The sequence below is a fragment of the Cellvibrio sp. 25HG11W-0 genome (genome assembly GCF_057815475.1).
Map to the genome: position 1 here is coordinate 2,323,989 of NZ_CM174230.1, position 25,214 is coordinate 2,349,202.

General features: G+C 43.5%; 23 protein-coding genes and 1 pseudogene. 12 read left to right on the plus strand and 12 right to left on the minus strand.

The window, feature by feature from the left end; translation table 11 throughout:
- Positions 1–48: 48 nt before the first annotated feature.
- The 3 genes from bioA to AC0KUT_RS09710 all read right to left on the minus strand — a co-directional run bounded on the left by bioA (position 49) and on the right by AC0KUT_RS09710 (position 3,999).
- Positions 49–1,374: an adenosylmethionine--8-amino-7-oxononanoate transaminase gene (gene bioA / locus AC0KUT_RS09700; RefSeq protein WP_488835481.1), complete on the minus strand. Its 1,326-nt coding sequence runs from the start codon at positions 1,372–1,374 to the stop codon at positions 49–51.
- Between the two features lie 109 nt (positions 1,375–1,483).
- Positions 1,484–3,055: a methyl-accepting chemotaxis protein gene (locus AC0KUT_RS09705; protein ID WP_488835483.1), complete on the minus strand. Its 1,572-nt coding sequence runs from the start codon at positions 3,053–3,055 to the stop codon at positions 1,484–1,486.
- Positions 3,056–3,207: 152 nt separating this feature from the next.
- Positions 3,208–3,999: a flagellar brake protein gene (locus AC0KUT_RS09710; RefSeq protein ID WP_488835484.1), complete on the minus strand. Its 792-nt coding sequence runs from the start codon at positions 3,997–3,999 to the stop codon at positions 3,208–3,210.
- Positions 4,000–4,368: 369 nt separating this feature from the next.
- On the opposite strand from AC0KUT_RS09710, the pseudogene AC0KUT_RS09715 reads away from it, so the two are divergent.
- The 5 genes and pseudogenes from AC0KUT_RS09715 to AC0KUT_RS09735 form a co-directional block, all read left to right on the plus strand.
- Positions 4,369–4,503 (plus strand): annotated as a pseudogene (locus tag AC0KUT_RS09715) (tRNA 2-thiocytidine(32) synthetase TtcA); the annotation flags it as partial.
- A 145-nt stretch (positions 4,504–4,648) separates the two neighbouring features.
- Positions 4,649–5,896, plus strand: a complete 1,248-nt coding sequence (locus AC0KUT_RS09720; RefSeq protein ID WP_488835486.1) for a site-specific integrase — start codon at positions 4,649–4,651, stop codon at positions 5,894–5,896.
- Positions 5,893–7,554: a hypothetical protein gene (locus AC0KUT_RS09725; protein ID WP_488835488.1), complete on the plus strand. Its 1,662-nt coding sequence runs from the start codon at positions 5,893–5,895 to the stop codon at positions 7,552–7,554. Before AC0KUT_RS09720 ends, AC0KUT_RS09725 begins: the two co-directional genes overlap by 4 nt.
- Positions 7,544–9,850 (plus strand): hypothetical protein, encoded by a 2,307-nt coding sequence (locus tag AC0KUT_RS09730; RefSeq protein ID WP_488835489.1) that lies wholly within the window; start codon positions 7,544–7,546, stop codon positions 9,848–9,850. Before AC0KUT_RS09725 ends, AC0KUT_RS09730 begins: the two co-directional genes overlap by 11 nt.
- Before the next feature lies 1 nt (position 9,851).
- Positions 9,852–10,262 carry a hypothetical protein gene (locus tag AC0KUT_RS09735; protein ID WP_488835491.1) on the plus strand — a complete coding sequence of 137 codons (411 nt, stop codon included), beginning with the start codon at positions 9,852–9,854 and terminating at the stop codon, positions 10,260–10,262.
- Positions 10,263–10,282: 20 nt separating this feature from the next.
- Here AC0KUT_RS09735 and AC0KUT_RS09740 read toward each other — a convergent pair whose 3' ends face one another.
- The 9 genes from AC0KUT_RS09740 to AC0KUT_RS09780 form a co-directional block, all read right to left on the minus strand.
- Entirely contained in the window at positions 10,283–10,447 is a 165-nt protein-coding gene (locus AC0KUT_RS09740; RefSeq protein WP_488835493.1) for a hypothetical protein, read from the minus strand.
- Entirely contained in the window at positions 10,434–11,984 is a 1,551-nt protein-coding gene (tnpC, locus tag AC0KUT_RS09745) for an IS66 family transposase (protein ID WP_488830256.1), read from the minus strand. The genes AC0KUT_RS09740 and tnpC overlap by 14 nt, the downstream gene beginning before the upstream one ends.
- A gap of 41 nt (positions 11,985–12,025) precedes the next feature.
- Positions 12,026–12,373, minus strand: a complete 348-nt coding sequence (gene tnpB / locus AC0KUT_RS09750; protein WP_488830146.1) for an IS66 family insertion sequence element accessory protein TnpB — start codon at positions 12,371–12,373, stop codon at positions 12,026–12,028.
- Positions 12,373–12,663, minus strand: a complete 291-nt coding sequence (tnpA, locus tag AC0KUT_RS09755; protein WP_488830258.1) for an IS66 family insertion sequence element accessory protein TnpA — start codon at positions 12,661–12,663, stop codon at positions 12,373–12,375. Before tnpA ends, tnpB begins: the two co-directional genes overlap by 1 nt.
- 57 nt (positions 12,664–12,720) lie before the next feature.
- A complete protein-coding gene (locus tag AC0KUT_RS09760) occupies positions 12,721–13,980 on the minus strand; it encodes a DEAD/DEAH box helicase (protein WP_488835495.1) in 1,260 nt (419 codons plus the stop codon).
- A 41-nt stretch (positions 13,981–14,021) separates the two neighbouring features.
- Positions 14,022–14,489, minus strand: a complete 468-nt coding sequence (locus tag AC0KUT_RS09765; protein WP_488835496.1) for a hypothetical protein — start codon at positions 14,487–14,489, stop codon at positions 14,022–14,024.
- 124 nt (positions 14,490–14,613) lie between these two features.
- Positions 14,614–14,976, minus strand: coding sequence for an ATP-binding protein (locus AC0KUT_RS09770; RefSeq protein ID WP_488835497.1), 363 nt, complete (start codon positions 14,974–14,976; stop codon positions 14,614–14,616).
- The gene (istA, locus tag AC0KUT_RS09775; RefSeq protein ID WP_488835499.1) at positions 14,933–15,952 is read right to left on the minus strand and encodes an IS21 family transposase; all 1,020 of its coding nucleotides are present in this window, start codon (positions 15,950–15,952) and stop codon (positions 14,933–14,935) included. Before istA ends, AC0KUT_RS09770 begins: the two co-directional genes overlap by 44 nt.
- 231 nt (positions 15,953–16,183) lie before the next feature.
- A complete protein-coding gene (locus tag AC0KUT_RS09780) occupies positions 16,184–16,483 on the minus strand; it encodes a helix-turn-helix domain-containing protein (protein WP_488835500.1) in 300 nt (99 codons plus the stop codon).
- Between the two features lie 72 nt (positions 16,484–16,555).
- Here AC0KUT_RS09780 and AC0KUT_RS09785 point away from each other — a divergent pair, with 72 nt between their 5' ends.
- From AC0KUT_RS09785 to AC0KUT_RS09815, 7 genes are read left to right on the plus strand one after another with little or no spacing between them, the layout of a single operon-like run.
- Entirely contained in the window at positions 16,556–17,212 is a 657-nt protein-coding gene (locus AC0KUT_RS09785) for a helix-turn-helix domain-containing protein (RefSeq protein WP_488835700.1), read from the plus strand.
- An 11-nt stretch (positions 17,213–17,223) separates the two neighbouring features.
- Positions 17,224–17,790, plus strand: coding sequence for a hypothetical protein (locus tag AC0KUT_RS09790; RefSeq protein ID WP_488835502.1), 567 nt, complete (start codon positions 17,224–17,226; stop codon positions 17,788–17,790).
- A gap of 17 nt (positions 17,791–17,807) precedes the next feature.
- Positions 17,808–20,918: a type I restriction endonuclease subunit R gene (locus AC0KUT_RS09795; RefSeq protein WP_488835503.1), complete on the plus strand. Its 3,111-nt coding sequence runs from the start codon at positions 17,808–17,810 to the stop codon at positions 20,916–20,918.
- A 26-nt stretch (positions 20,919–20,944) separates the two neighbouring features.
- Positions 20,945–22,582 carry an HsdM family class I SAM-dependent methyltransferase gene (locus tag AC0KUT_RS09800; protein WP_488835505.1) on the plus strand — a complete coding sequence of 546 codons (1,638 nt, stop codon included), beginning with the start codon at positions 20,945–20,947 and terminating at the stop codon, positions 22,580–22,582.
- On the plus strand, positions 22,575–23,825 hold the full coding sequence (locus tag AC0KUT_RS09805) for a restriction endonuclease subunit S (protein WP_488835506.1): 1,251 nt from the start codon (positions 22,575–22,577) through the stop codon (positions 23,823–23,825). Before AC0KUT_RS09800 ends, AC0KUT_RS09805 begins: the two co-directional genes overlap by 8 nt.
- On the plus strand, positions 23,822–24,367 hold the full coding sequence (locus AC0KUT_RS09810; protein WP_488835508.1) for a hypothetical protein: 546 nt from the start codon (positions 23,822–23,824) through the stop codon (positions 24,365–24,367). The genes AC0KUT_RS09805 and AC0KUT_RS09810 overlap by 4 nt, the downstream gene beginning before the upstream one ends.
- A 2-nt stretch (positions 24,368–24,369) precedes the next feature.
- Positions 24,370–25,203 (plus strand): hypothetical protein, encoded by an 834-nt coding sequence (locus AC0KUT_RS09815; RefSeq protein ID WP_488835509.1) that lies wholly within the window; start codon positions 24,370–24,372, stop codon positions 25,201–25,203.
- Positions 25,204–25,214: the final 11 nt, after the last annotated feature.

Below are 25,214 nucleotides of genomic sequence, written 5' to 3' on the forward strand. Positions count from 1 at the left end.
TGGCTTTGTTAGCATGAAAAAATCCCCGCATTGCGGGGATTTTTTTCTCTATTTTTTAGTGAGCTTGGAGACTACCTTAAGTACCGCCGAAGTGAGCTTGCTCAGTTCCTCGGGGGTTATGATAAAGGGAGGCATCAAATAAATAACCTTTCCAAAGGGGCGCAGCCACACACCTTGCGCCATAAAACGCTCAGATAAATTGCTTAAGTCGAGATCATCGTGTAATTCCACTGCACCAATAGCACCCAAGACACGTACATCTTTAACGTAAGAAAAGTCTGCACAGGGGGCGAGTTCTACCCGCATCTGCTCTGCAATCGCATTTACTTTTGCCTGCCAGTCTTCACTGAGTAACAGTTCAATACTTGCGTTGGCAACTGCGCAGGCGAGGGGGTTCGCCATATAGGTGGGGCCGTGCATGAGCACGGCATTTTCACCGCTGCAAATCCCGTTGCTTACCTTGTCATTACACAGAGTGGCGGCGAGGGTGATATAGCCACCACTGAGTGCTTTGCCAACGCACATAATGTCGGGGCTAATACCTGCATGTTCGCATGCGAAAAGTTTACCGGTGCGACCAAAGCCTGTAGCTATTTCATCCACAATTAATAAAATTTTGTGTTCATCGCAAAGTGCTCGCACCCGCGCTAAAAATGCGGGGGGATAAAAACGTATTCCACCCGCTCCCTGCATAATGGGCTCAATAATCACGGCCGCAATTTTTTGGCGATGTTGCTGAATCAATTGGGTGAATTTTGAAATGTGCGCATCTTGTAAGGGCGTGTTGAATCCCGCTGGTGGTGCTTCGGCAAAAAAATGATGTGAAAGCGTATGATGAAACAGGTGGTGCATACCCGAGTGCGGGTCGCATACCGACATGGCGCCAAAGGTGTCGCCATGATAACCGCCCTTAAACGTTAAAAAAGTCGTGCGCTGCGCTTGGCCTTGAGAGTTCCAATATTGCAGTGCCATTTTCAATGCAACTTCGACAGCCACTGATCCAGAGTCAGAAAAAAAGACTTTGTTTAACCCCGCAGGTGAAATTTCGGCGAGTTTGGCGGCAAGTTTTACGGCGGGCTCATGAGTGAATCCAGCAAACATTACATGCGCCATTTTACTCAGCTGATCTGTCACCGCTTTGTTGAGCTGCGGATGATTATAGCCATGCAGGGTAGACCACCAGGATGACATACCGTCAATAAGTGAAGTGCCATCGGCTAAGTGTAGATGCACGCCATTAGCATGACTTACTGGCGCAATAAATCCAGGTTTAATAAAAGAAGTATAAGGATGCCAAATATGCTTGCGATCAAGTTGAAGTAGTTGGTCGGAAGTGACAGCGGGTTCAGTATCGCGCAGAGAGCTAGTGAGCATGAGGAATTCGAAAATCCTTTAGAAGTAAATGAATTTGAGCGTATTTAAAGGGTTCTAGCTTAACCAAGTTACGCTCAAAAATCTTGTGCAGTTTTCCTGTTCTCTCACTTTAGTTGAAGCGCGTTATTAAATCTAATTGGCGCTGAGAAAGGGTTGCCATTTCTTGGCTGAGGCTGTCGGTAATGTCGACTTCTCGTTGTGTTTGATCTGAAATTTGTGCAATGGAAGAAGTGTTGCGTTCAATTTCAAGTGCCATGGAGGACTGCTCCTCCGCCGCCGTTGCAATCTGATGGGACATTTGATCGATGGTGACGACCGATTGGGATATGGCAGCAAGTGCGCTGCCAACATTGTCCATTTCATCAACACTGCGCTCAACGAGCGATAGGCAGTTTTTCATGTTATCGCTGGCATCATCTGTCGCTCGACCGAGGTTGCCAATAATCTCTTGAATGTGCTGTGTGGACTCTTGGGTTCGCTGCGCCAGTGAGCGCACTTCATCAGCCACTACCGCAAAACCACGCCCTTGCTCACCGGCGCGGGCAGCTTCAATCGCGGCATTGAGTGCGAGCAAATTTGTTTGCTCTGCAATGCTGCGAATCACATCGACGACACTGGCAATTTTGTCGCTGTCTTCTGATAGCTTGCCCATGACGGTGCTGAGATTGCTCACGGTGTGAGATAGATCATCAATGGCGCTGCGGGCTGCTTGAATAACTTTATTACCTTTTCCCACATCGGCTAAGGCAAGGCTGGTGGCACCAGAGGTTTGGGTGGCACCGGTAGCGACTTCCTGCACTGCTAGAGTCATTTGTTGCATTGCATTGGCGACATTCGCCGTTTCGCGCTGCTGCTCAGTCATGCCTTCATAGGTTTTGCGTGAGTGGTGATGTACTGTGTCAGATTTGTTTTGTAGTTCCCGCGCGGATTCGCCAAAACGCCCTAAGGCAGTACGCAGGCGCGCTTTAATCGCAAGTTGAGCCAATTCGATCTCGCCAGTACTGTCACAACGACCAGTATAAATATAAGCGGCAAAGGGGTCTTGAATGGTTTTGCGCGCTTCTGTGAGTGCTTGTTGGAGGTGGGTTTGCTGAAGTTGGCGTATGCCAAATGTTATGAGTGCAGACACTGCTCCCATAGCAAGTAAACTAACGCCGTTCACATCGCCAATAAAGAATTGCATGAGCACTAAGAGAATCCAGCTGGCTAGGCCCGCCATGATACTATTGCCCCATTGGCTCCAGATTGATTTGGCTTGGCTGTATGCGGGTAAGCCCGTATTAAGGCGGGTATAAACTGCTTCAGCGCGCTCAATAACGTCAGGGTTCGCTTTGGTGCGAACTGATTCATAGCCGTAAATTTTCCCTTTTTCGCTCAATGGAGTGACATAAGCATTTACCCAATAATAATCCCCATTTTTACAGCGGTTTTTTACCATGCCCATCCATGGTCGCCCCGCCTTTAGCGCGCTCCAAAGCATTTCAAACGCCGCAGGGGGCATCTGTGGGTGACGCAAAATACTGTGTGGTTGATGCAGTAGCTCATCATGAGTAAAGCCTGAAATTCGTATAAATGTGTCATTACAAAACTCAATATCACCGCGTAAATTAGATGAAGAAACAATTTCATCATGAGCTGATAAATGAACTTCACGTCCCGTTACATGACCGTTGTTGCGCATAATAATATCCGTAATAATTTCTGAGTTTTCAAGGCGAAGATAAGGGCTATCAATACTATTGAAAGCCTAGAACAGATTTATGATATCTCGAGCCAAAAGCGTAATAATCTGTTTTAGCCCAGGTTATGTCGATAACAGCTGAGGTGATGAACTCAAGCTGCATGTTCAGCAGTGGTCTGCGGTTGATGAGAGCCTTGTAGAAAATAGGAGAGCTGTTGCTTTTTTTCAGCATTTAAATCAATAAACTCTAAACTGATATGCGTACTGCGAAAAGGGTCGCGGCTGATTTTGAACGAGCAAATACGCGCGCGGCAGCGCAATTGCAGCTCTTTGCTTAAGGGGATTTCGCACAGGGGGATGAGTGCGCCGTGACGTAGTTGGGCGAGCATATTGCCCGGCACTTGCAAACGCATACCGCCAATAGAAATATCTTGCAGTGTGCCAGAGCAGGGGTCTTGACCGAGCGTGCGAATCTTCGCCATAAGCGGGCTGGGCGCGGTGACGGCATAGCGAGGGTGCACGCGGCGAGGGCTATAGCTTGTGGTCTTCGGTAGGCTGATGGCTAAACCGCTGGCACCATATTGACGTCCCAGTGCAAGGACATTGGCTTCAATAATAAGCTGCTCACCGTGGCGGTGATGGCGCAGTGTAATAGTGTCCCCTATCTCTAACAGCAGCTGCTGGGGAAATAAATCATCAAGCCACAGCAGTCCGCGCTCTATGTCTAAGGCAATAATCATGGTTTGGTAAGTGCGATTGGCTTTGCCAATTTTAACTTCTAAAAGCTGGCGTTTGTTTTGCAACTCCCAGAGCGGTAAATACTGAGGAGGGATTTGACTGGCGAGTGCTAAGTTAGTCACTAATGATGGTGCTGTAAGTGACTCGGTCGCAGTACTGGAACCTTTAAACAGGGTTTTATTGAATAGTTTTTTCAAAAAAGACATAAAGGTTCCTCGAGTGGAGAGACTCAGCTATTCGCTAACCCTAAGGCTGCAGCGCACGGGATGGCCGCTTTTACTGAGTTTAAGTGATTAGAGCAAAGCCTATGCCAGCCCTGTAGCAGAGAATTATAGGGGGCTGTGGCGATTCCCTTGGTCTTGCGGTTAGAAATCCAAGGTGCCGATGTTGAAAATCCACACAATTTTGGCGCGCTAGCGGCAAAGCCTTGCCGATGGCCGATAAAACCTGAGGTAAGTTTACGTTGGGATAGATTTCATCTTGCGTCCAAAATCCGTACAATGCGCGCTTTTCAGTGACCGAAGTAGTCGATCACTGGCTCTCTTATTTTTAGTGCTGTGAATCCTATGAAAGAAATGCCTGTTCGCAAAGATCGCCTGGAATTTAATAAGCTGCAAAAACGTCTGCGGCGGCAAGTGGGCAGCGCTATTGTCGATTACAGTATGATTGAGGATGGCGATAAGGTGATGGTGTGCCTATCAGGTGGCAAAAAGTAGCCAATAAATATTTTGTAAAGCTTTTATTGTGTCTCCTTCTATGTAACCAACTAATATATATGCATTTTATTTAAAAATATCTTTACATATCTCATAAGTTATTTATATTGTGGGTTTGGTACTAATCGGATGACATGTTTTGCAACCAATCCGGCTCAAGAAATACCAGTTTAATCACAAATCTTTTGTTGCAATCGTAGATGATTGCGACTGCCCGTTCGACCCCTTTGTCAGTGCTTATCTGTCTACACTCGCTAATCAGTCGTTTAATACGCAGCTGAGGAAGGCCGTTGAGCTAACCTTTGTACTCCAGCAATTTGCTAGTTTAGGCATTGATTTACCAACGAGAATGGCGACGGGGCAGCTTGTCAGTGAAAGGGAGTACTTGCAGTTCTACGACGCAAGTTGTTTTCAGAAAGATTCAATTGATAGTAATGCAGTGTCGCTTCAAAAAATTAGCGATAAAACATTGCGAAATATAATTACAGCAAATCAAAAATCGATGGCAAAAGTCTCCAATGAAACTCTACAGGGGCGAGTTAGGAGGTTTCGTGAGTACTGCATATGGCTATTTGAGCATTTTCATGATCTATACAGCGTTGATAAAGTCCTTTCCAATAGATTTCATAAGCTAATTTCAAGAATTAAATTAGATGAAGAAGGGATAGGTAGTAATCGATCACAGAGAGTTGCAGGTTCCACAGAATCCGTTATCCCTGATGGCGTCTTCGCTAGACTTTTGGAAATGATACTACCATCATCTCCAAATAATCCGTTTACAGGATCTAAGGTTAGAAACTATCTAATTGTTTCCGTCCTGTACCAGACCGGAATAAGACGTGGTGCATTGGCAAAGTTGAAGATTTCGGATTGCCATTTCTCTGGCTCGTTTGACCAAATATCCATCTACCGATCAGGAGACGATCCAACGGATTCCCGGCTCGATAAACCAAATCAAAAAACCAAAGCACATTTGGCGACTATTTCACCTGTCTTAATGCGGCAGATCAAACTCTATATTGACCATCATCGTGCAAATACTCCCAAACAACAATCGCATGACTTTATTTTCATAAGTGAGAAAAATTCGAGAGGGACCATTGGTCAACCGATTTCGCTGAAGTCGATAAACACAATTTTTCAGAAACTTTCTGATGCGCTACAGTTTCACATTCATCCACATTTGTTACGACACAAGTGGAATGAGATCTTCGATAAGGAAGGAGAGCTGCAGGGTGTAGACCACAAATTGCTTGAAGACATCCGCAAATACGCAATGGGCTGGTCAGAATCATCAATTATGACTCAGACTTATAACGACAAACGTTTGGCGCAGAAAGCTAAAGAAATATCTCTTGCACATCAAAAAAGAGTGGATAGCCAATGACATTAATGATTGGTTCGCTAGCTGCCGAAGTGGATGATAGAGATCAGGTAACTTTGATTACTGCCAAATCGGGAATGATGGTAAATGTGCAAGATCACGAATGGCATATCCTTCCGAATAAAGGGAAAGGGCATAAGATTCGAGTTGAATGGATATACAACTCTCCAATGGACGCAGAAGATAGGAAATTGATTCTTGATGTACTAATTCACTACGTTAGAACGAAGAGTGCAAGTACGGCTGCGGGTATCGTTTATAATACCAAACCAACTTTGATAAATGGAATTCCAACACTAACTAGCATCAGAACTGCATGGAGTGGGTTGAATACAAGTAACAAGAAAGGGCTAAACCAATTTTTTGGGACTTTATCAAAACAAGGGTGCAAACATTTTGATGAGTATTATCAATTTACAACGAGCCATTTGGACACACAAGAATCTAACTCCCTAGATCCATCTAAAGGCGCGCTAAGTGAAATTGAATTCGATTCACTGGCGAAACAAGTAAACAGTAGGCTTCGTGGTTTTGAATGGACTTTGCCGCGTGAATTATCCTACTATCTTCAAAGCACAGGTGGTTTTGGAGAACTACGAAATAGTGTAACCAACAAGTTAATGTTGTCGACAGTTCGGCGGCCAATCCAGTTATCGATTTTAAAATGGGGTGACTTGATTCCAACTGGTGAAAGTTTCAATGATTCAAATATTAAACCGTCGGATGAACTTGGCTCAATTGGTGCCCAAGCTTTGCAGCTTCGAGTTTTTTATGCAAAGGAAAGTGGTGAAAAGGCTTCTCGATCGTTTCCCGAACGTTATCCAATTTATCTTTCAGAAGATCTATCCTCGATTCTAGTTAACTACAAAAAACTGTACTTAACAGGGTTATTACTTCATCTGAAGTCGTTGGAGGTGAATTTCGAAACGACAGAGTTGTTGCACGTCATGAATGATATGCCGATGTTTCCTGAAAGCATACTGTTTAGTACGGAATTCGACTCCAGTGGGGTGTTTAGGAGTATTTTTACACCACTCTCTACTGCGTTTCATATTGGTGAAGGTGCGATAACGAACTCAATCAGAAGGGTCGAGATAGTTTCTGATCGGCTTTCAGATTGCTTTGCTACAAACAATAGGATTCGTCATACAGTTTTAACGCGAGGTGCGCAGGAAGGTTTGTCGGCTACACAGTTGGCAAGGATAACAGGTGTAACAGTTCCGGCAGCGAGGCATTATGTCGATATGGATTATGAATCCAGACGAATGATCGACACGAACTACGTCGGCAATGAGTTTTTAAAACAGGCATTCACGAGCACTATAACTTTGGTGCCAGAGGGTGATGAGATCATTTTTGATCAGCAGTTCAATGAAATTGGCGGGGCTCAGTGCAAAACTTCGTGCATGAATTGTTCGGCCGCTTTGGGGCGTCCGTTAGCATGTTATGGTTGTCCCAATTTCCGCCCTATATTGGAAGCCGACCATCGATCAATATTAAAACTTGCAGATGAAAAATTGAGATTAAATAAAGTCTCCATCTTAAATCCTCTCCATATCCGAAGTATCGAAAAATTACAACGACAAATCGAATGGGTGAAGCTCACAATTTCGATTTGCGACGAAATAATCATGAAGAAAAAGGCCATCGATGCTAAATAAATACCGCGATCGTCTTGATTCGTTAATTACTGAGTATCGAAAACATCCTCTTCCTCAGTTTGAAGATCCTAGTGGGAAAGGAGCCAATTTTGATGATCGAATTTGGATTCATATTGACCCAAATACAGGCCGAAAAACTCGATATCTTTGCGGGCTTCATGGGATAAAAGGCAAAAATTCTGCTGGAGACAAAGCAGAGTTTGCACTTCCATATCCGTATAACTATCTAATTAAAATTTGGATCATTGAGACCACGAATACGTCATTATCTGTTTCTGCGAAACAAACTCGTGTTTCAATAGCCAGGAAGCTTTTGTCTACTATGACTGGTGAGCTCTATGCTCAAACTGAATCGACAATAGTCAGTCGATGCTTGGAAAGTGCTAAGGATGGTGAGCGTTTACGGCCATTCATTACATTTTGTGTTGATAATGGCCTGATGCAAAATATTTCATTTAGCAGTAGTAGTGATGATCGTGATAGAACTGGTCATGCAGAATTTGATGCTCGTGTGGAAAAACTTCCAGAAATTGAATCTTTGATTGCTCTGGGAAGTATTTTTGCAGCAGTTTTTAAAAACGTCAGTTCTGATGGACTAAGTGACAAAGAGGTAAATATCAAAGACGCTTGGGTTGTTACCTATGCGTTGTTAGGTCTGGCATCTCCAAGTCGACTGTCTGCAGAAGTCCCTGTAATGCCGAAGCAAAGACTGAAAAGTTATTCAGAAGGAGAAGGTGAGCCAGTCTATTTCCTCGATTGGCAAGGAAGTAAGGGTTTTAAAGATAGTAAAATGCATGTACTTGGAGCTTTGTCTGGGGAGCTCGAAAAAGCTATCAATTTCTTCTTCACTCTTTGTGAGCCAGCTAGAATTTTATGCCGCTTTTATGAAAACCCCAAACAAACTCTGAAAGAGTTGCTTGGCAGTTTTAATATTGAAGAAGAAAGAATAAAACATCTGAACCTCGATTGTCCCCCCAATCTCTTTACATTGGGTTATGTAATTGGTTTCTATGAGGTCGACGATAAAATTCAAATTCTGAAAGTCGGAGCAGAACTTTCGGGAGCTAATAACTTCACAAGACGTCAATTTTTCGAAGAAAAACCGATTTATTGCCTGACTTTAAATGATAGGTTAAGTACGTCTATTACAAAGGGTAGTCCGTATTCAAGTCTGCCATATTTGTTCGGTTACGACATACTCCCTAAGCCATTCAAAAAGGCATTTCCGGGCGCGCTGACAGCTACGGTAGGGGAAGTTCAAGAGTGGTGGCTTTTTTATTTTGTAAAATCGCTAATGCCGAGTTTTCCACTCTCTTATTCAACAGGTGAATCTAGTATTAGGCTTGCAGATGCTCTATTTTGCATGCAAGGAAATTGGATCTATGGCAGGGCCGGAGGTGGACGTGGTTCTGGTGGAAAGCCGTTTCAAATATCTCCGTTTGCGTTAGCTCCATTAAGTACGTTGGGAGTGTTAGCTGCACACAGACTATCTGATTCTAGAACGCAAACTATTTTTGAAGATTATGGTTTCTCATCTGAGTTAGCTGTTCGCCCTCATAGTCTTCGCCACTTTGGAAACACCCTTGCCCATCTTAGCGATATTCCGAATGAGCTCATTACATCTTGGTCGGGTAGGATAAACCCAGAGCAGACGACCACGTATATCCATTCCAGTCATGAAGATCGGGCTGATCGAGTACGGATTACATTTAACAGAGCTGAAAACGACACACGAGAAATTCGAGTTGTTGCGCAGGAAAATATTACGAACACAACGAATCTTTTAGCTTCACTCACCTCAACGGGTGTCTGCACCCAAGACTTGACTAGTACCCCTTGTGATTATTTAAACGATTTTGTCTCTCAGTGTTTTATGTGTTCTGAGGCTTGCCATGTTGCAGGAGATGTTAAGGCAATCGAATTCTTTGAGAAGGATTTGTCGTTTCAAAAGTCGAGGCTTGATGCGGTTTCTATTGATATTCGATTACCAGTCTCTCATGCGATGCAGCGGTGGTATGTTATCCATTCACGCAACACATTCATTTTGTCGCAATTAATCCATCTAATGAAGACCAGTCAAGCCGGCTTTATCATTCGCTACTCGGCTAAAAAATCTGAATTTTATTTGTCTAACCTGCAGACGAAAGAAGTTAGTAATTACAAATGTGTTCTGCCTGATTTTGAGGGGGCATTAAAATTGCAGATTGAGAGTCGGTCCGATAATGGAGACTCAAATGTTAATCCTCAATTGCAGTCGCTATTATTATCTTTTGGGCTATCTGAGAAGGGGGCTTAAAATGGCGGCACCGAAAATATCAGCGCAGCAACAACGAAAAATAGAAGTCGTATTAACAAAATGGACTGGCAAACTCACTTGGGAGGCTTTGGTTGAACGGATCAAGCTTGAATTGGATATTGAAACAACACGCCAAACGCTGTGTACATATTCAGGCATCAACGTCTGCTTCAAAAAGAAAAAGGTCCAACTTCGTGGCATAACCCCATCTTTATACACGGCGGTTACAGCTTCTGATGTCAAATTGGTTGAACAAATTGAGCGTTTAAAGGCTGAAGTTTCGATCTTGGAAAAAAATAATGCAGAACAGTTACGCTTAATTGAAAGAATATTCGCTAATGCAAAAGCTATTCCGAACTTAGATCTACGAGCTCTGATAAAAATTCGACCTGAGGAAATGTTACGTAAATAATTTCCCATTAAGCCCAGCGTTTATAAGGTGGTTCCAGATTCACAGGCATACAGTCGATGTAGTTGCAGCAATTCCTGACGAAACCGGCCAAACACATTGATGGTGGTGTCATAGGATTGCGCCAGCATGGAAATTTGAATAGGTTGCGGATCGTCGGTGTTAGGTAAGCGTCTAACCAACCACACCTAGATTTACTTGCCAAGGCATCAAATCTTCAAGTCCATCATCTGTATTGCGCTTAGGGATTTCTGTCAGCAAATGCTCAACATACTTTACCGGATTCAGGCCATTTGCCTTAGCCGTTTCGATAATCGAATATAAAATAGCGCTGGCTCTCGCACCGCTGGCGGTGTTGCTAAACAGCCAGTTTTTGCGGCCGATCACAAAGGGTTTTACGGCGCGCTCCGCGCGATTATTGTCGATGCACAGCTGTCCATGTTGTGTGTAGGTAGTGAGCTTTCTCCATTGTCGCAGCGTGTATGCGACCGCATGACCTAATGTGGATTTAGGGGGCGTTTGTTCCATTGATTTATCGAGCCATGCTTTAAATTCAGTGAGCAGCGGTACAGCATGCAACTGCCGCAGGGTATATTTTTCTTCCGGTGTTTTGTCGTTCAGTAGCGCTTCCACACGGTAGAGTTTCTGAATGTGCGCCACTGCCCAATCAGCACGGCCTACTTTGCCCTTTGGTTGTACTTTTTGCGCATCGATAAATTTCCGGCGTGCATGAGCCATACAACCAGCCAGTGTTGCTTGAGTGCTTTCGTAAGCCGCATAACCATCAACCTGTAAATAGCCTTTATAGCCGCTTAGAAATTCTTTCGGGCAAGCAGCTGCGCGACTGGGTTGATAGTCGTAAATCACAATGTTGTTCGCGGAGCTGTTCGGATCAGGAGAATCTCTGCCGCTACAGTAGACCCACATGTAATTATTTTTTTTGTCATCCTGAAGCACTGTCACTGGCGTTTCATCTGCATGGATGGCGGTTTGTGTTAGCAGCGTTATTGTTAATCGCTGCAATAGCCTTTCAAGAACATCCGCACTACGCACTATCCAGTTGGACAGGGTGTTGCGATTGAGGTCGATATTCAGTTGCTTAAAAATAATTTCCTGGCGATACAGCGGCAGTGCCAATTGGTATTTGTTGCCGATAATGTGTGCCAGCAAGCTGGGCGTGGCCATGCTTTTGGGAATGGGGCTGGCTGGCACAGGGGCGATCACAATCGGCGTATTCGTATCGTTCTTTTCGCACTGACGACAGGCGTATTTCAGGCGCAGGGTTTCAATGACTTTTAAACTGGCGGGAATGTATTCCAGTTGTTCACTTTTTTCTTCGCCGATTTTGTGTAAGTCGCCATTACAGCAAGGGCACATTTTTTCTGTATCAGCGATATCAATTATGCGTGTTTCACGCGGCAAATCGGCGGGCAATGGTTTACGGCCGGTTTTCTTTTTAGTTGAAGTGGCGGCAGATGTGATATCCGTCGCTGTAGCGTCTGTTGTTATCTCTGCGTCACTGTCTGCCGGGATTTCGTCTACTATTACTTCCGCTTCGTTAAATAACCAATCAAGTTGATCTGGGGATTTTTCTGAAGACGTGCCAAATTGGCGGCTTTGCGCCAGCTTGAATTGCTCACGCAGAAAACGAATTTCTTGCTCCAATATTTTATTTCGCTCTTTAAGCGAATCAATTTCGACAAGTAATTTATGAGAGTTTGGCATGGCCGTATTTTACTACGACCACCGAGGTTACATCAAAATAATTAACTGGCTTGCTGAAAAAATACCGGTTGATGCCCAATCACATCATAACCGCCTAGCAGCCACTGTAATTGTTGTTCACTCAAGGTAAGTGTTGCAGTTTGAATTTGTGTTGGCCACTTAAAGCGGGCTTTTTCCAAACGTTTGTACCAGAGTACAAAGCCTGTAGCATCCCAATAAAGAATTTTCAGTTTATCGCGCGAGCGATTACAAAATACATACAGCGCAGGCTCAAATGCCGAGCGTTCCAACGCTTGCTCTATCACTACGACGAGGCCATTGATGGATTTGCGAAAATCGATAGCATCCTTGTACAGAAAAATCGCAGGCGGATCAACAAAGCAGCGCATTATGCAAGCGCCTTAATAACGTCCGCTAACCATTGCGCCGATACTCCCGTGGGCATACGCAGCTGTGTGGCACCGATGTGAAGCTGAATACTTTGGTTTTCGAGGGTTTTTGTCGTTATCGCAACAAAGCGATTTTCTGCGGGTTGCGTCGCCAATTGCTTTTTGCGTGTACTGAAATATTTATTATCAATCCCGCGCTCTGCGCAAAATGCCTTCGCGGTTTGTCCTGAGGCGGCTTGCTCCTTAATCAGTGCTCGCCATTGCTCTTGTGTTAATCTGGCCATCATCATTCCTCTGTTGAAAAAGGATTAGGCTAATGATTGGTGGCCAAAATGGGAATGTGTGCTTTATTGGACGCTTACGGTGTTAGGTTGTGGCTCGCCGACAGACATATTCTCAAAAATAATTTCTGTAATTTCTTCGGTTTGTAATGGTTCCTGCAACCTTATTGCTAATGGCTTTTCATCGTCGCTGTTTGGCATAGTCTCACGTCGAATGGTTGCAGACTCCGGTATTTCTTCGGCGACGCGGTTCGCGTATTCCACTAGATTAGGTTCAGCAGGTAGGTACAAATAACTTTCACCGGGAATATTTCCCATGCGTAAAACACGCCCTAATACCTGCCGGAAATGCAATTCTGTTTTGACGCGGGTCAAGTGACAGCACACACGCAGCCGTGGAATGTTGGTACCTTCACTCACCATTCCGACAGAAATAATCCATGGTTGGGTGCTATTTCTAAACGTATTGATTATACCGTGAGCGTCTTCATCCAAATAAGTTGCGACACAGGCGCGCTGGCCTAAGTGACGCTCCAGTAGCGTTGCAATTTTATAAGCATGATCTACCGATGTAGCCACAATAAGGCCGCCCGCATTCAGTTGTTGCTTGCGAAGTTGCATCAATTTTTTCGCGGATTGTTTCAATAAGTACACAATCAGCGCATCGTTATCGATCAGTTGTTGATAGGAGCAATCCGACAGTTTGAGCAGTTCAGCGAAGGACGAATATTTCTCGGTTTTATCACCACATTTAACGACGATGCGGTCATTGTCCACCAGTGTGATGCTCGGTGCCCGGCACACATTTTCCTGTATTGCCTGCGCCATTCCATACACAAAATCACAGCGGATTTTGTTGTGCTGGCAATAATTCGATAGCGCGATGGGAATACGGTCGGAGCGCCAGGGTGTACCGGTTAATGCAATGGTATAAGCCGCGCGCCCCTGGATATGTTGGATGATGGTTTGACCCCAGGCATTGGCATTCTCAAGGTTGTCGCCAGCGCAGTGATGGATTTCATCAAAAATGACCAGGACGCGGTGGGTTTGAAGCAATGTCCAAAACGTATCCTGCAGATTCAACATTGACTGGTAGGTCAGCGACTGTCCTTTTGATCCGAGACGGCCGTCCATCCGCTGGTTGGTACTGGCCTCCAGTGCTTGTTGAAAATCCGACGACACAATAATTGACGGGGAAAAGCACAATACCAAGTCGATCATGCCTAGCTGTAACAGCCGCTGCGCCAAGGTCGCCGCCATGACTGTCTTACCAGCACCGGGTGTGGCGAGGCACAGGAAGTGATTTCCTTCATTCCGGAATTTCACCAGAGCCTGTTCAACACACCCGGATTGCCAGCGTCTTAACTTCATTGAGCCAATCCCGTTTCCCTTACCAGTAGACTCTCAAGGGCTTTCACGCGCCCGAGCAGTTTGGAGCGCTTATCGCGGGACTGGTTATACAGTGATTGTACATCATTCCTCAGCTCGGGTATTTCACTGCAAATTGCATCGTATTCTTCGGTTTCACCCATTACTGTCAGCATTTCCAACTTATGCCGGTTCAAGCGTTCTTGCAGGCTTTGGCGGGAGCTGTTGTTTACGACTGTGACTTTCTCGGAAGCTGTATGCCGTACAGAAGTTACATCGGAAGCCTCTGCCGCTAGTGGTTGAAACTGGGGTATTAGCCGGTACAAAGGCCAGCCGCCATGCACTACAACCCGCGTCAACTCACCATTATCGATAAGGCGAAGCATATTCCGATACACAAATTGGCGAGCGGCCTTTTTGGAGTTATGAAGACATGACGGATCATTCAAATAGGCTTCTGTGTGCATATTCCGTAGTAACTTCCCCACCCATTCCAGTCTCTGTGGCCCAATATAGTAGACCAACTTCCCCACTATCGTAATTCTTATGGCCCAACATCGAAATCGCCGCCCCATTTAGGGCGGCTACTTTCTATTTAACTTTAGCCTTAACTTTCCTCATTGATTCTCCCTGAAGTTTTAGCGTTTGTGACTGATGAATTACTCTATCAAGGATTGCATCAGCTACGGTTGGATCTTTAAAGAACTCTTGCCATTTGCTCGTTGGATATTGACTTGTTATTAGAAGCGATCCATTAGCCAGCTGTTGATCAATAATATTAAGCAATGTTGGCCCGAGCGAGTTATCCACTCCGCCAAGTCCAAAGTCATCAATTATTAATAGTTGGTTTTTAACCAGCGATCTTCGAAGCTTTGGTAATACACCCTCTGCATTTGCCTTTGAGATGTCCTCAAATAATTGAGTTGCAGTTATATAATAAGTTAAATAGCTCAATCTGCAGGCTTGATTTCCAAACGCGCAGGCTATCCAATTGATTGAATCGTTCAATTCTTACTGAAGGGTATGTTTTTGTTTGCTTGGCATTTAGCCGGTCTAATCGGATTGCAATTTCAGTATTGAGCTCATCGATGCTAAAAAAAACATGATGGCGTAATGCTGCCAGCATCCAGCGTTGCACTATCTGAACGCCAATCTCTGCCAGTGATTTATCTTTTGGCCTTCTTGGTCTTGCGGGATTCACAATTACATCGTAATGATTTGCAAAATCTGCAAACGCTCGATTAATTATTATCTTCTCGGAGGTATTCTGAATCACAGTTGCCTTAGGGTTATCTGGAATTATCTGCTGAGGTACACCCTGAAAGTATTCAAAAGCCCCAACACTCCCCCTAATCCAGTCTGAGCTAGTCATACTGGGCGTTGCGCAAACGTACTTGTAGCCAGATGCACCCAATACCCCCACAAACACATTTGCCTTCGAAACTGAACCACTGCACCTATCGACTATTGGTACAGTTCTTCCGCAAAAGTCCACATAAAACTTATCGCCTGGTTTATGAAGTTGTCGCATGCTAATTCGCTGGTCACTCAGCCAATTGTTATATCTTTGACAAAACCTAGAAATTTCTAGGCATCTACCAATCTGATCTCTATTTTGATAACGATACTCCTCCCACAATAAGCTCAGAGTCATATCATTGAGCTGTAGCTGGCTTTGAATATATGACCAGTCTGGAATGATGCGATCTGTACCAATAGGTTTGGAGCAGGTACCTAAGTGCTTTTGAAACGCATCATCATCAAGTGCTAACAGCTCATCAGTTTCAGTGCTGCAATGCTTCAGTTTCAAGCGAATGCTTGCAACGGTTTTATGGGTTACTTCAACCCTTTTTGCGATCTCACGGTTGCTCAGTTTGTACTTGGTTAAAATTCTTACGATTTCCCGCTGGATAGTAACTGCTGTTCTCATACCGTCTCCTCTTGCATTAAAACCCCTGGCTGATGGGCTTTTAATGCCATATACCAATCATTTGGCAACAGAAGGCCGGGTAGCTTGACGCTACACCAATTGGATTAGACAATAGAGACGTCGAGCTGCAAGGTTTGACATCTCTTCGAGGGGCCCAAAGTTAGCGCTTTGGGGCCCTCGTTCTTTTCCACGGCCTAATTTTTCAATACTGATGTGTTAGGTCATGTTTCGCTACCCCCTTGTTTTATCTGCGATATTTGGTTTGTTATTAGGTCTCGGCTTAAAGACATAGCGATTGGGCCATAACGTATGGACGCTCGTCTTCAAAAGGTCGGCAATGTGATGGGCCACTGGAAAACATGTGGCCCGTGAATGAATCACGTTGTTAACGGTACTTGGACTCACGGACAGATCTTGCGCTAACTGCGCCTGTGTTAGCCCCAAGCGCTTTAAACGAAAGATTATTGATATGGCATCTGACTCGCTTGAAGGGTCACTAGGTGTTGAATCTGTTATATTTGGCATAAACATCTTTACCTAATCATAATATATCGCTCACTAGAGTATATATATAAACTATTGAGCAGCGCAACGGTGAAAGACATGCTAGATACATTCGAGCTACGCCTCGCTCATTTGCTAGTGGTTCGGGGGCTAACGCAAGGCGAGTTTGCTAAGGGCTTGGATGCATCGCCAACCTTTATTAGTAATATGATTCGTGGCACCAAAAAACCCGGCACCGAGTTCCTTACACGGCTGGCAATAGAATACCAAGTAAGTCTTGATTGGCTTTTATTGGGCCAGGGGCACATTAATGGTGCGTCTACTATTGATGGTGAGTGGTTTCGTATTGTCGTATTAAGAGTGGAGTTGGCTCGTCTTGCCGCAGAAGGAAATCCAGAGGCACTCATTTTGGTTGAAGAGTTGCTAGGTAGATCAACTACAAAGCAATCATCACCTGCAGCACGTCAAATGCTTCTCGATCAGTTATCAAAAGCTAATGAAAAAAGTGCATTAGTTTCTGGCTTATACAATGGTTTTGTAGCCCATCAAGATCCGATAGCAAGAGCCCGAGAAGTATTATCAGCTGCATTAGTTCATTTTCAGGCCAATCACAATGACCCTTTAGCGGCAATGGTTGCTGGGCGTGACTCTGCATCTATAGATAATCAATCGTCGCCAGCTAAAACAATAATAAAACAAAAGATTAAAGGCCCAAATATAAAGAATGCTGGCAATAATTTCATTGAAAATAAATAATGGTGAACGTCATGGTTGACACCGATATAGATCAAGATGTTTCTGGCTATAACATTAAGAATGCTGGACACAATTATAATGATTATTCAGTAACCACTTATTCTCATCACCATACATGGAAGCAGCAGTCATCTATGGCAGTCCTGAATCAATTAGCAATCAACAATGAGTTCTATTTTATAGAACGATTTGGATTTGATGCTTCGTATGAGCAACGCTGCCAAGTTATCGCAATTAAAGAGCTATTTGATTTTACCGATCTTAATATCAAGGTATTGAAACGTAGTGCTGCTTTATCGGTAAAAAAGGGAAAGCCTGTAACTCTGTATTCTGACTGGCTGGGAATACTGGCCTGCGTTATTTTGATAGTTCTTTGTACTTTAGAGGCTATCTTATTCTCTTTTTTACTATTTATTCGAGGCAATAACCTTGCGCTTGAGATGTTGTTTTCTGGAATCATGTTCGCCATCTGTTTTTTGTTCTCTCTGGGGCTGCATCGGTTATCAATTAGACCCGCAAATATATTAAGAGAAAACGGGATTAAAATTGGCCACAAATATGTCCATGGTACCAATTAAAATATCTAAGGATAGCTATGAAGTTCAACGAAGATACCCGCGTTAAGATCCCAACCATTCTCCACCTGATGAGGCTGGGGTATCAGTACCTGTCACTGACTGGTCAAAACTGGGATCTGGATACCAATATATTTCCGACACTATTCAAAACAGCAATTGCCAAGATCAATCCCGGCATCGAAGATACGAATGCTGGACGTGTGCTTGAAGATGTAAAGCTGCTGCTCGACAATGAAGATCTTGGCCGCGCCTTTTTTGAACGCCTATCTGATCTCTCTAACATCAAGCTGATCGACTTTGAAAACTTTCAAAATAATACCTTCCATGTAGTTACGGAGTTGACCTGTCAGAACGGCGATGAAGAGTTCCGTCCAGATATAACATTGCTGATTAACGGCATGCCGTTGATTTTTATCGAGGTTAAAAAGCCGAATAATCGCGAAGGTATTCTGGCCGAGCGCGAGCGCATCAATACGCGTTTCCAAAACTCCAAATTTTATCGCTTTGCCAATATCACGCAGTTTATGATTTTCTCCAATAACATGGAGTATGACGACGGCGATCCAGAACCAGTTCAAGGCGCTTTCTATGCGAGTAGTTCCTATCACAAACCAGTATTTAACTATTTCCGTGAAGAAGAAGAGTTAGACCTTACTCGTTTGTTAAAGCGTTTGTCGGATAAAGAGGAGCTATTGGTACTTAAAGACAACAATCTTGAAGTTATTCGCAGTAACCCCGAGTTCCTAACCAACAAAGAGCCAAGCCGACCAACCAACCGCATATGTACCTCTTTACTGAGTAAATCTAGGCTCGCTTTTATCTTGCGTTACGCATTAACCTATGTTTCTGAAACGGATGGTTTGCAAAAGCACATCATGCGTTACCCACAAATGTTTGCAACCAAAGCCATTGAGCGCAAATTCGATGAAGGTGTTAAAAAAGGTATTATTTGGCATACCCAGGGCAGCGGCAAAACGGCGCTCACCTTTTACAACGTGCGCTTTTTAACTGACTACTTTCAGAAGCAGCAGGTCATCCCTAAGTTTTACTTTATTGTTGATAGGTTAGATCTGCTACAGCAAGCGCACCGCGAATTCACTGCGCGCGGCTTAACTGTGCATCTCATCAATTCGCGTGACGCATTTACTCGTGATATCAAAGCCACCCAGGTGATACACAACCATTCTGGAAAGCCCGAAATTACCGTGGTTAATATCCAGAAGTTCAAAGATGATCCAGATGTTATTTCTACCAAAGATTATAACGTCGCGATTCAGCGTGTTTACTTTCTAGATGAAGTGCATCGCAGCTATAACCCCAAAGGTAGTTTCCTGGCGAATCTAAGCCAGTCCGATATCAATGCCATAAAAATTGGCTTAACGGGCACGCCGCTATTGGGTGATGACTACAACTCGCGTGTATTGTTTGGTGATTACATTCACAAGTACTACTACAACGCCTCTATAGCCGATGGTTACACCTTGCGCCTAATCCGCGAGGAAATTTCAACCCAATACAAAATACAATTGCAGCAGGCTTTAGAAGAAGCTGAAGTAAAAATGGGCGATGTTGATCGTAAGCTTATTTATGCCCATACGAGTTTCGTTGAGCCGATGCTGCACTACATAGTTACTGACTTCGAAAAAAGTCGTGGCACATTAAATGATGCCAGTATTGGCGGCATGGTGATCTGTGACAGCTCTGAACAAGCCAAGCAGATGTTCGAGATTTTCAATAGCGTTTACGCTGAGCCCGTTACTTCACCTTATGATCTTAGGGATTCAGCCCAAGACTTAATAGCTTCCGCTACACCTGACAGTTATGCAGCCAAAGAGAAGCAAGCCCAGAAAGTAAAAAATGCCGCGCTTATCCTGCACGATATCGGTACTAAAGAAGAACGCAAAAACTGGGTAGAAGATTTTAAAGCTGGCAAGATTGATTTTCTGTTTGTTTACAACATGCTGCTCACGGGCTTTGATGCTAAACGCTTGAAAAAGCTTTACCTCGGACGCGTAATCCGCAAACATAATTTGTTGCAAGCGCTTACTCGTGTAAACAGAACCTATAAAAATTTTCGTTATGGTTATGTAGTCGATTTTGCTGATATTAAAAAGGAGTTTGATGCCACCAATAAAGCCTATTTTGATGAGCTTCAGGCTGAACTCGGCGATGAAATGGAGCACTACTCACATCTGTTCAAATCGCCAGACGAAATTAAGCAAGAGATTGAATGCATCAAAGACGTGTTGTTTCGTTTTAATACCGACAACATGGAAGAGTTTTGCAATCAAATCAGCCAAATTCAGGATCGCGATTCTGTACTCGCACTGAAAAAAGCTTTGGCCGATGCTCGCAGCCTATACAACATAATTCGCCTGCAAGGCGACTATACGTTTCTAGATCAATTGGATTTTGCCAAGCTCAACGTGCTGTATCGCGAAACCAGCAATCACCTTGATCTCCTAAATTTAAAAGAAGATTTGGAACAAGGTACCGATACCAGCAATTTACTGAACCGAGCACTAGAAGACGTCATTTTCAAGTTTGTTAAAATCGGTCAAGAAGAACTTGTTCTGGCTGATAAACTTAAAAACACCTTACGCCAAACCCGCGAAGCGTTAGCGAGCAACTTTGATCAGCAAGACCCGCAGTTCATCAGTTTAAAAGAAGAGCTGGAACGCTTGTTTAAGAAGAAAAACCTAAGTGAAGTCACTCAGGATGAAATGGTCGCCAATATTGATGCGCTGAATAAAATTCATGTTCGAGTTAAAGAGCTAAACCGGCAGAATAACCAACTACGGCAAAAATACTTGGGTGATACAAAATACACCCGTATTCACAAACGCCTACAAGAACGCCAAAAATCACAACACGATATCAGCGATTCGGAGCGAAAAATTTTTGAAGCGCTAGTTGGGATAAAGCATGATGCAGATCAGCAAGTACTAAATAACAGCCAAATGCTCGACAACGAAAGCTACTTTGAACGCCAGATGATGCCGCTGGTAATCAACCGTTTTATGAATGAGCAACAGATCAAACTTAACCCTGATGCCTCACGATACATCAATCATTTGGTCGTTGCCGAATACTTAAAAGAATTTAATACAGGCAACCAATATTGGTAACGCCTGTAACACACTAGGAATACACCGTGGTAGAACTCGAATTTCAGCAAAAAACTAAAACTCTCATTGATAGTTTAAAAAGCATCTGTGCCAACTATGGCTTGGGTAACGATGGCAATGAATTCAAAATCATTACCCAAACTTTTCTGTACAAATTCCTGAATGACAAATTTGCCTTTGAAGCAAAGAAAATAGATAAGAAGGTCGCCAACGCTGAAAAGTGGGAAGAAGCGCTGATCGCAATGAGCGAAGATGAGCTGGAAATGCTCCAACTGCAAATGGGCGGCGATACTGCACGCTTGAACCCCCACCACTTTATCAGCTATCTGTTCAGCCAACAGAACTCGCCCGATTTCGCCAAGTTATTTGACGACACCCTAATGGATATCGCCATCACAAATAATGATGTCTTCGCAGTAAAAACTGACGGCGGTGCTAAAGTGGTGCTGTTCGACCGGATTAGTCAATACATTGCTGATGATTCAAAACGCGATAATTTCTGTCGCGCCATCATCAACAAATTGGTTGAATTCAGCTTTGAGCGTATATTCACTCAAAAATTCGATTTCTACGCCACCATCTTTGAGTACTTGATTAAAGACTACAACAGCAATTCCGGTGGTAAATATGCCGAGTATTTTACCCCTCATGCAGTCGCAAGAATCATGGCCGAAATTCTAGTGCCGCAGGCCCGGCGCGGCAAAGTAAAGAACGTTGCCTGTTACGACCCATCAGCTGGCTCTGGCACCCTGTTAATGAATGTCGCTCACGCCATTGGAGAAAACCGCTGCAGCATTTATACCCAAGACATTTCACAAAAATCTTCAAACCTTTTGCGCTTAAATTTAATTTTAAATAATTTGGTGCACTCCATCCCGAATGTAATTCAAGGTAATACAGTACTTCATCCCTATCATAAAGACGGCAAAGCCCTAAAGCGCTTTGACTATATCGTCTCTAATCCCCCGTTTAAGCTAGACTTCAGCGATTTCCGCGATGAGTTGGATAACAAAGAAAGCAAAGCACGCTTTTTTGTGGGTATTCCCAATGTACCTAAAGCAGCAAAAGACAAAATGGCGATCTACCAATTGTTCTTGCAGCACATTATCCACTCGCTCAAGCCCGGAGGTAAAGCGGCGGTGGTGGTTCCCACGGGTTTTATTACTGCGCAATCAGGTATCGACAAAGGTATTCGCGAGCATCTGGTGAAAAACAAAATGCTTGCTGGCGTAGTCTCAATGCCTTCAAACATCTTTGCCACCACTGGCACCAACGTATCAATCCTGTTTATGGATGACAGTAACAAAGGTAAGGTAGTGCTGATTGATGCATCAAACTTGGGCGAGAAAATCAAAGACGGTAAAAGTCAGAAAACTGTTCTCAGCCAGATTGAAGAGCTTCGCATCATTAATACATTTAATGCCAAACAGGCTGTTGAGCATTTTTCAGTTGCTGTCAGCTATGATGAAATTGAAGCCAAAAACTACAGCCTGAGTGCCGGCCAGTACTTCGATATAAAAATCGAATACGTCGATATTACCCCAGAGCAGTTCACTGAAAAAATGCAAGGCTTTGCTAGCAACTTGGATAGCTTGTTTAGCCAATCTCGAAAACTAGAAGTGCAGATAAAGAAGCAGTTGGCGGGGTTAAGGTTTAATGCGTAACTACATGTCTACAATTGGAGATATCTCCCAAGTCTTTGATGGGCCTCATGCAACCCCTAAAAAATTAGATTCAGGGTCTTATTTTCTCAGTATTTCAAGTCTGGAAAAGGGACGACTAGACTTATCCAGATCAGCTTTTCTGAGCGAAGAAGATTTTAAACAATGGACTAAAAGAGTAACACCTGAAGAAGGCGATCTGCTGTTCTCTTATGAAACCAGACTTGGAGAAGCAGCATTAATGCCCGCAGGTGTAAAGGCTTGCTTGGGTAGACGTATGGGGTTGCTAAGGCCCCACAAAGAAAAGGTGGTTCCTGAATATCTTTTATATGCTTATCTATCTCCTGCATTTCAACAAATATTAAAGGCAAATACGATAACCGGAGCTACCGTAGATCGTATTGCTCTAAATGAACTGCCTAGTTTTCCGCTACGTATTCCGCCACTCGAAGAGCAAAAATTAGTAGCGAACCTCTTGAGTTGTATCGACAATAAAATCGAAGTCAACAAGCGCATCAACGCCGAACTTGAGGCATTGACCAAAACCCTGTACGACTACTGGTTTGTACAGTTCGATTTCCCAAGCGCAAACGGTAAGCCCTACAAAACTTCTGGTGGAAAAATGTCTTACAACCCAACCCTGAAGCGAGAAATACCGGTGGGGTGGGAAGCGAGTAACGTGCTAAGCGTCGCCGACCTACTAGGTGGCGGCACACCAACGAAAGCAAAGCCAGAGTATTGGAATGGTAAAATTCCTTTCTTTACACCAAGCGATTCTGACAATAATATTTTCTCTGTAGCCACAGCAGACTACATCACAGAAGAAGGGTTAAAGAAAAGTAGCACTCGGCTCTTCGAGAAATTCACCGTTTTTATCACGGCAAGAGGGTCTGTGGGCCGATTAGCACTCAATTCCGCACCCATGGCCATGAACCAATCCTGTTACGCCCTAAAGGCTAAGAAAGGAATCAGCTATACATTTCTATTTTTCTTGACCAAAGAGCTTATCCATCATCTTGAAGTGAAAGCAAGCGGCTCAGTATTCAGCTCGATTGTTTCTAACGACATTGAATACACCAAACTTGCCCTTCCGAAAGATCGAGCAATTATCGGGAAATTTTCTGCAATAGCAGAACCAGTTTTCGAGAAAATTGAAGCTGCAACCAAAGAAAATATGCAGCTTTGTATTCTTCGTGATTGGCTCCTCCCCATGCTAATGAACGACCAGGTAACAGTGAAACCATGAATCTCCTGTTTCGGCTATTGCTAACGTTTAATGCCACATCTCTATTGGTGATAGTTTTTCTTGTCCAAAAGGGATATTCCTTGAATCACTTTTTTTTGGGGAATTATTGGCTATCGCATATCCCCAGCGGAGTTTCTTACGGGTTCTATTTTCTAATCCCAGTGCTGCTAACTGGCGTAAGCATTATTTTAAGCACAAGACTTGGAAAAGATGAATTTAAAGGAGGTGAGATATATGGTATCGAACACGCGAACAACAGTTTTCTTCCTAGCTATCTTGGTTACTTTTTTGTGGCGCTGAGTATTGGAAGCTGGGATGCATTATTTTTTGTCTACGGTGTATTGTTTCTATTTACTTTTCTATCGCAAGCGCTCTACTTCAATCCGTTATTTCTTATTTTTGGTTATGAGTTTTACAATATAGAGACTAAAAATGGAACAAATATTTTTTTAATCAGTCGTCATAAATATAAAAAGCCTGATGAGGTTGATATACCGAAGGCCTATAGAATTAATGACTATACATTTATTGAGCGAGGATAGACATGGATCACGTACTGGTAAAAGTTAGAGGACCTCGAAAGAATCCCTACATGAAATTGGTGTCAGATCATACGCTTTTCGAAACCATTTCAGTAAATCTTGCAGCCTGTGTCCCATACAATCCAGATCATAATTTGGATGAAGACTCTTGGTTTAAGATCGAACTATTTAGTCAAAAGCCATATTGTGTTGGTCTTTTGAAGGGCGTTTTTGATTCAAAAGATTACAGCGACCTAAAAAAAGATCAATTTACTAAGATTGCGTACATATTTGCTGTACAGGGAAATAACTTTTACTTTCAAAAAATAACACCCTCTCTATTTATTAAAAAGAAAACTGTCGTTTTCGGTGAGGCAGCTAAAGTGGAAGAAACTGGTAATCGATTGGTGATTAATTCGAAACCAGACGCCGTATATTTTGAAGCCATAGACGCATTAATATTTCGCAATCTCGCCACTATTTCGAGCATATTTCCTGGTATAGATGAACTCTATAAAGAGGCGACAAAAGAAGAAGTGGAAGGGTTTTTGGATGAGTCATTTATCGAGCTGGCTAATGGTTATGGTTTAGAGAAGGTATCAAAACCTAACAGAAAGCGCGTGGCACTCGCCATAGCGACATTAGATGCAATGCCTGAGGCAGATAAAAACGGTATCTTTTTTTATATTGACGGATATTGCGGAGAAAAATTAAAGCTCGACAAGGAAACCAACAAATTTGAAATATCTACCGACGAAGACCTGAAATTATTGCTTTATGGCATTGAGCAACGATTTTATACCACACCAATCGGCCAAGAAAGACGACTAGCCAATTCAGTGCAAAACTTAGATTAGGGAAAATAATT

Excerpts from the sequence above, each read along its gene's own strand:
- bioA (WP_488835481.1), bottom strand. The coding sequence starts at position 1,374 with ATGCTCACTAGCTCTCTGCGCGATACTGAACCCGCTGTCACTTCCGAC.
- AC0KUT_RS09705 (WP_488835483.1), bottom strand. The coding sequence starts at position 3,055 with ATGCGCAACAACGGTCATGTAACGGGACGTGAAGTTCATTTATCAGCT.
- AC0KUT_RS09710 (WP_488835484.1), bottom strand. The coding sequence starts at position 3,999 with ATGTCTTTTTTGAAAAAACTATTCAATAAAACCCTGTTTAAAGGTTCC.
- AC0KUT_RS09725 (WP_488835488.1), top strand. The coding sequence starts at position 5,893 with ATGACATTAATGATTGGTTCGCTAGCTGCCGAAGTGGATGATAGAGAT.
- AC0KUT_RS09730 (WP_488835489.1), top strand. The coding sequence starts at position 7,544 with ATGCTAAATAAATACCGCGATCGTCTTGATTCGTTAATTACTGAGTAT.
- AC0KUT_RS09735 (WP_488835491.1), top strand. The coding sequence starts at position 9,852 with ATGGCGGCACCGAAAATATCAGCGCAGCAACAACGAAAAATAGAAGTC.
- tnpC (WP_488830256.1), bottom strand. The coding sequence starts at position 11,984 with ATGCCAAACTCTCATAAATTACTTGTCGAAATTGATTCGCTTAAAGAG.
- tnpB (WP_488830146.1), bottom strand. The coding sequence starts at position 12,373 with ATGCGCTGCTTTGTTGATCCGCCTGCGATTTTTCTGTACAAGGATGCT.
- tnpA (WP_488830258.1), bottom strand. The coding sequence starts at position 12,663 with ATGATGATGGCCAGATTAACACAAGAGCAATGGCGAGCACTGATTAAG.
- AC0KUT_RS09765 (WP_488835496.1), bottom strand. The coding sequence starts at position 14,489 with ATGCACACAGAAGCCTATTTGAATGATCCGTCATGTCTTCATAACTCC.
- istA (WP_488835499.1), bottom strand. The coding sequence starts at position 15,952 with ATGAGAACAGCAGTTACTATCCAGCGGGAAATCGTAAGAATTTTAACC.
- AC0KUT_RS09780 (WP_488835500.1), bottom strand. The coding sequence starts at position 16,483 with ATGTTTATGCCAAATATAACAGATTCAACACCTAGTGACCCTTCAAGC.
- AC0KUT_RS09785 (WP_488835700.1), top strand. The coding sequence starts at position 16,556 with ATGCTAGATACATTCGAGCTACGCCTCGCTCATTTGCTAGTGGTTCGG.
- AC0KUT_RS09790 (WP_488835502.1), top strand. The coding sequence starts at position 17,224 with ATGGTTGACACCGATATAGATCAAGATGTTTCTGGCTATAACATTAAG.
- AC0KUT_RS09795 (WP_488835503.1), top strand. The coding sequence starts at position 17,808 with ATGAAGTTCAACGAAGATACCCGCGTTAAGATCCCAACCATTCTCCAC.
- AC0KUT_RS09805 (WP_488835506.1), top strand. The coding sequence starts at position 22,575 with ATGCGTAACTACATGTCTACAATTGGAGATATCTCCCAAGTCTTTGAT.
- AC0KUT_RS09810 (WP_488835508.1), top strand. The coding sequence starts at position 23,822 with ATGAATCTCCTGTTTCGGCTATTGCTAACGTTTAATGCCACATCTCTA.
- AC0KUT_RS09815 (WP_488835509.1), top strand. The coding sequence starts at position 24,370 with ATGGATCACGTACTGGTAAAAGTTAGAGGACCTCGAAAGAATCCCTAC.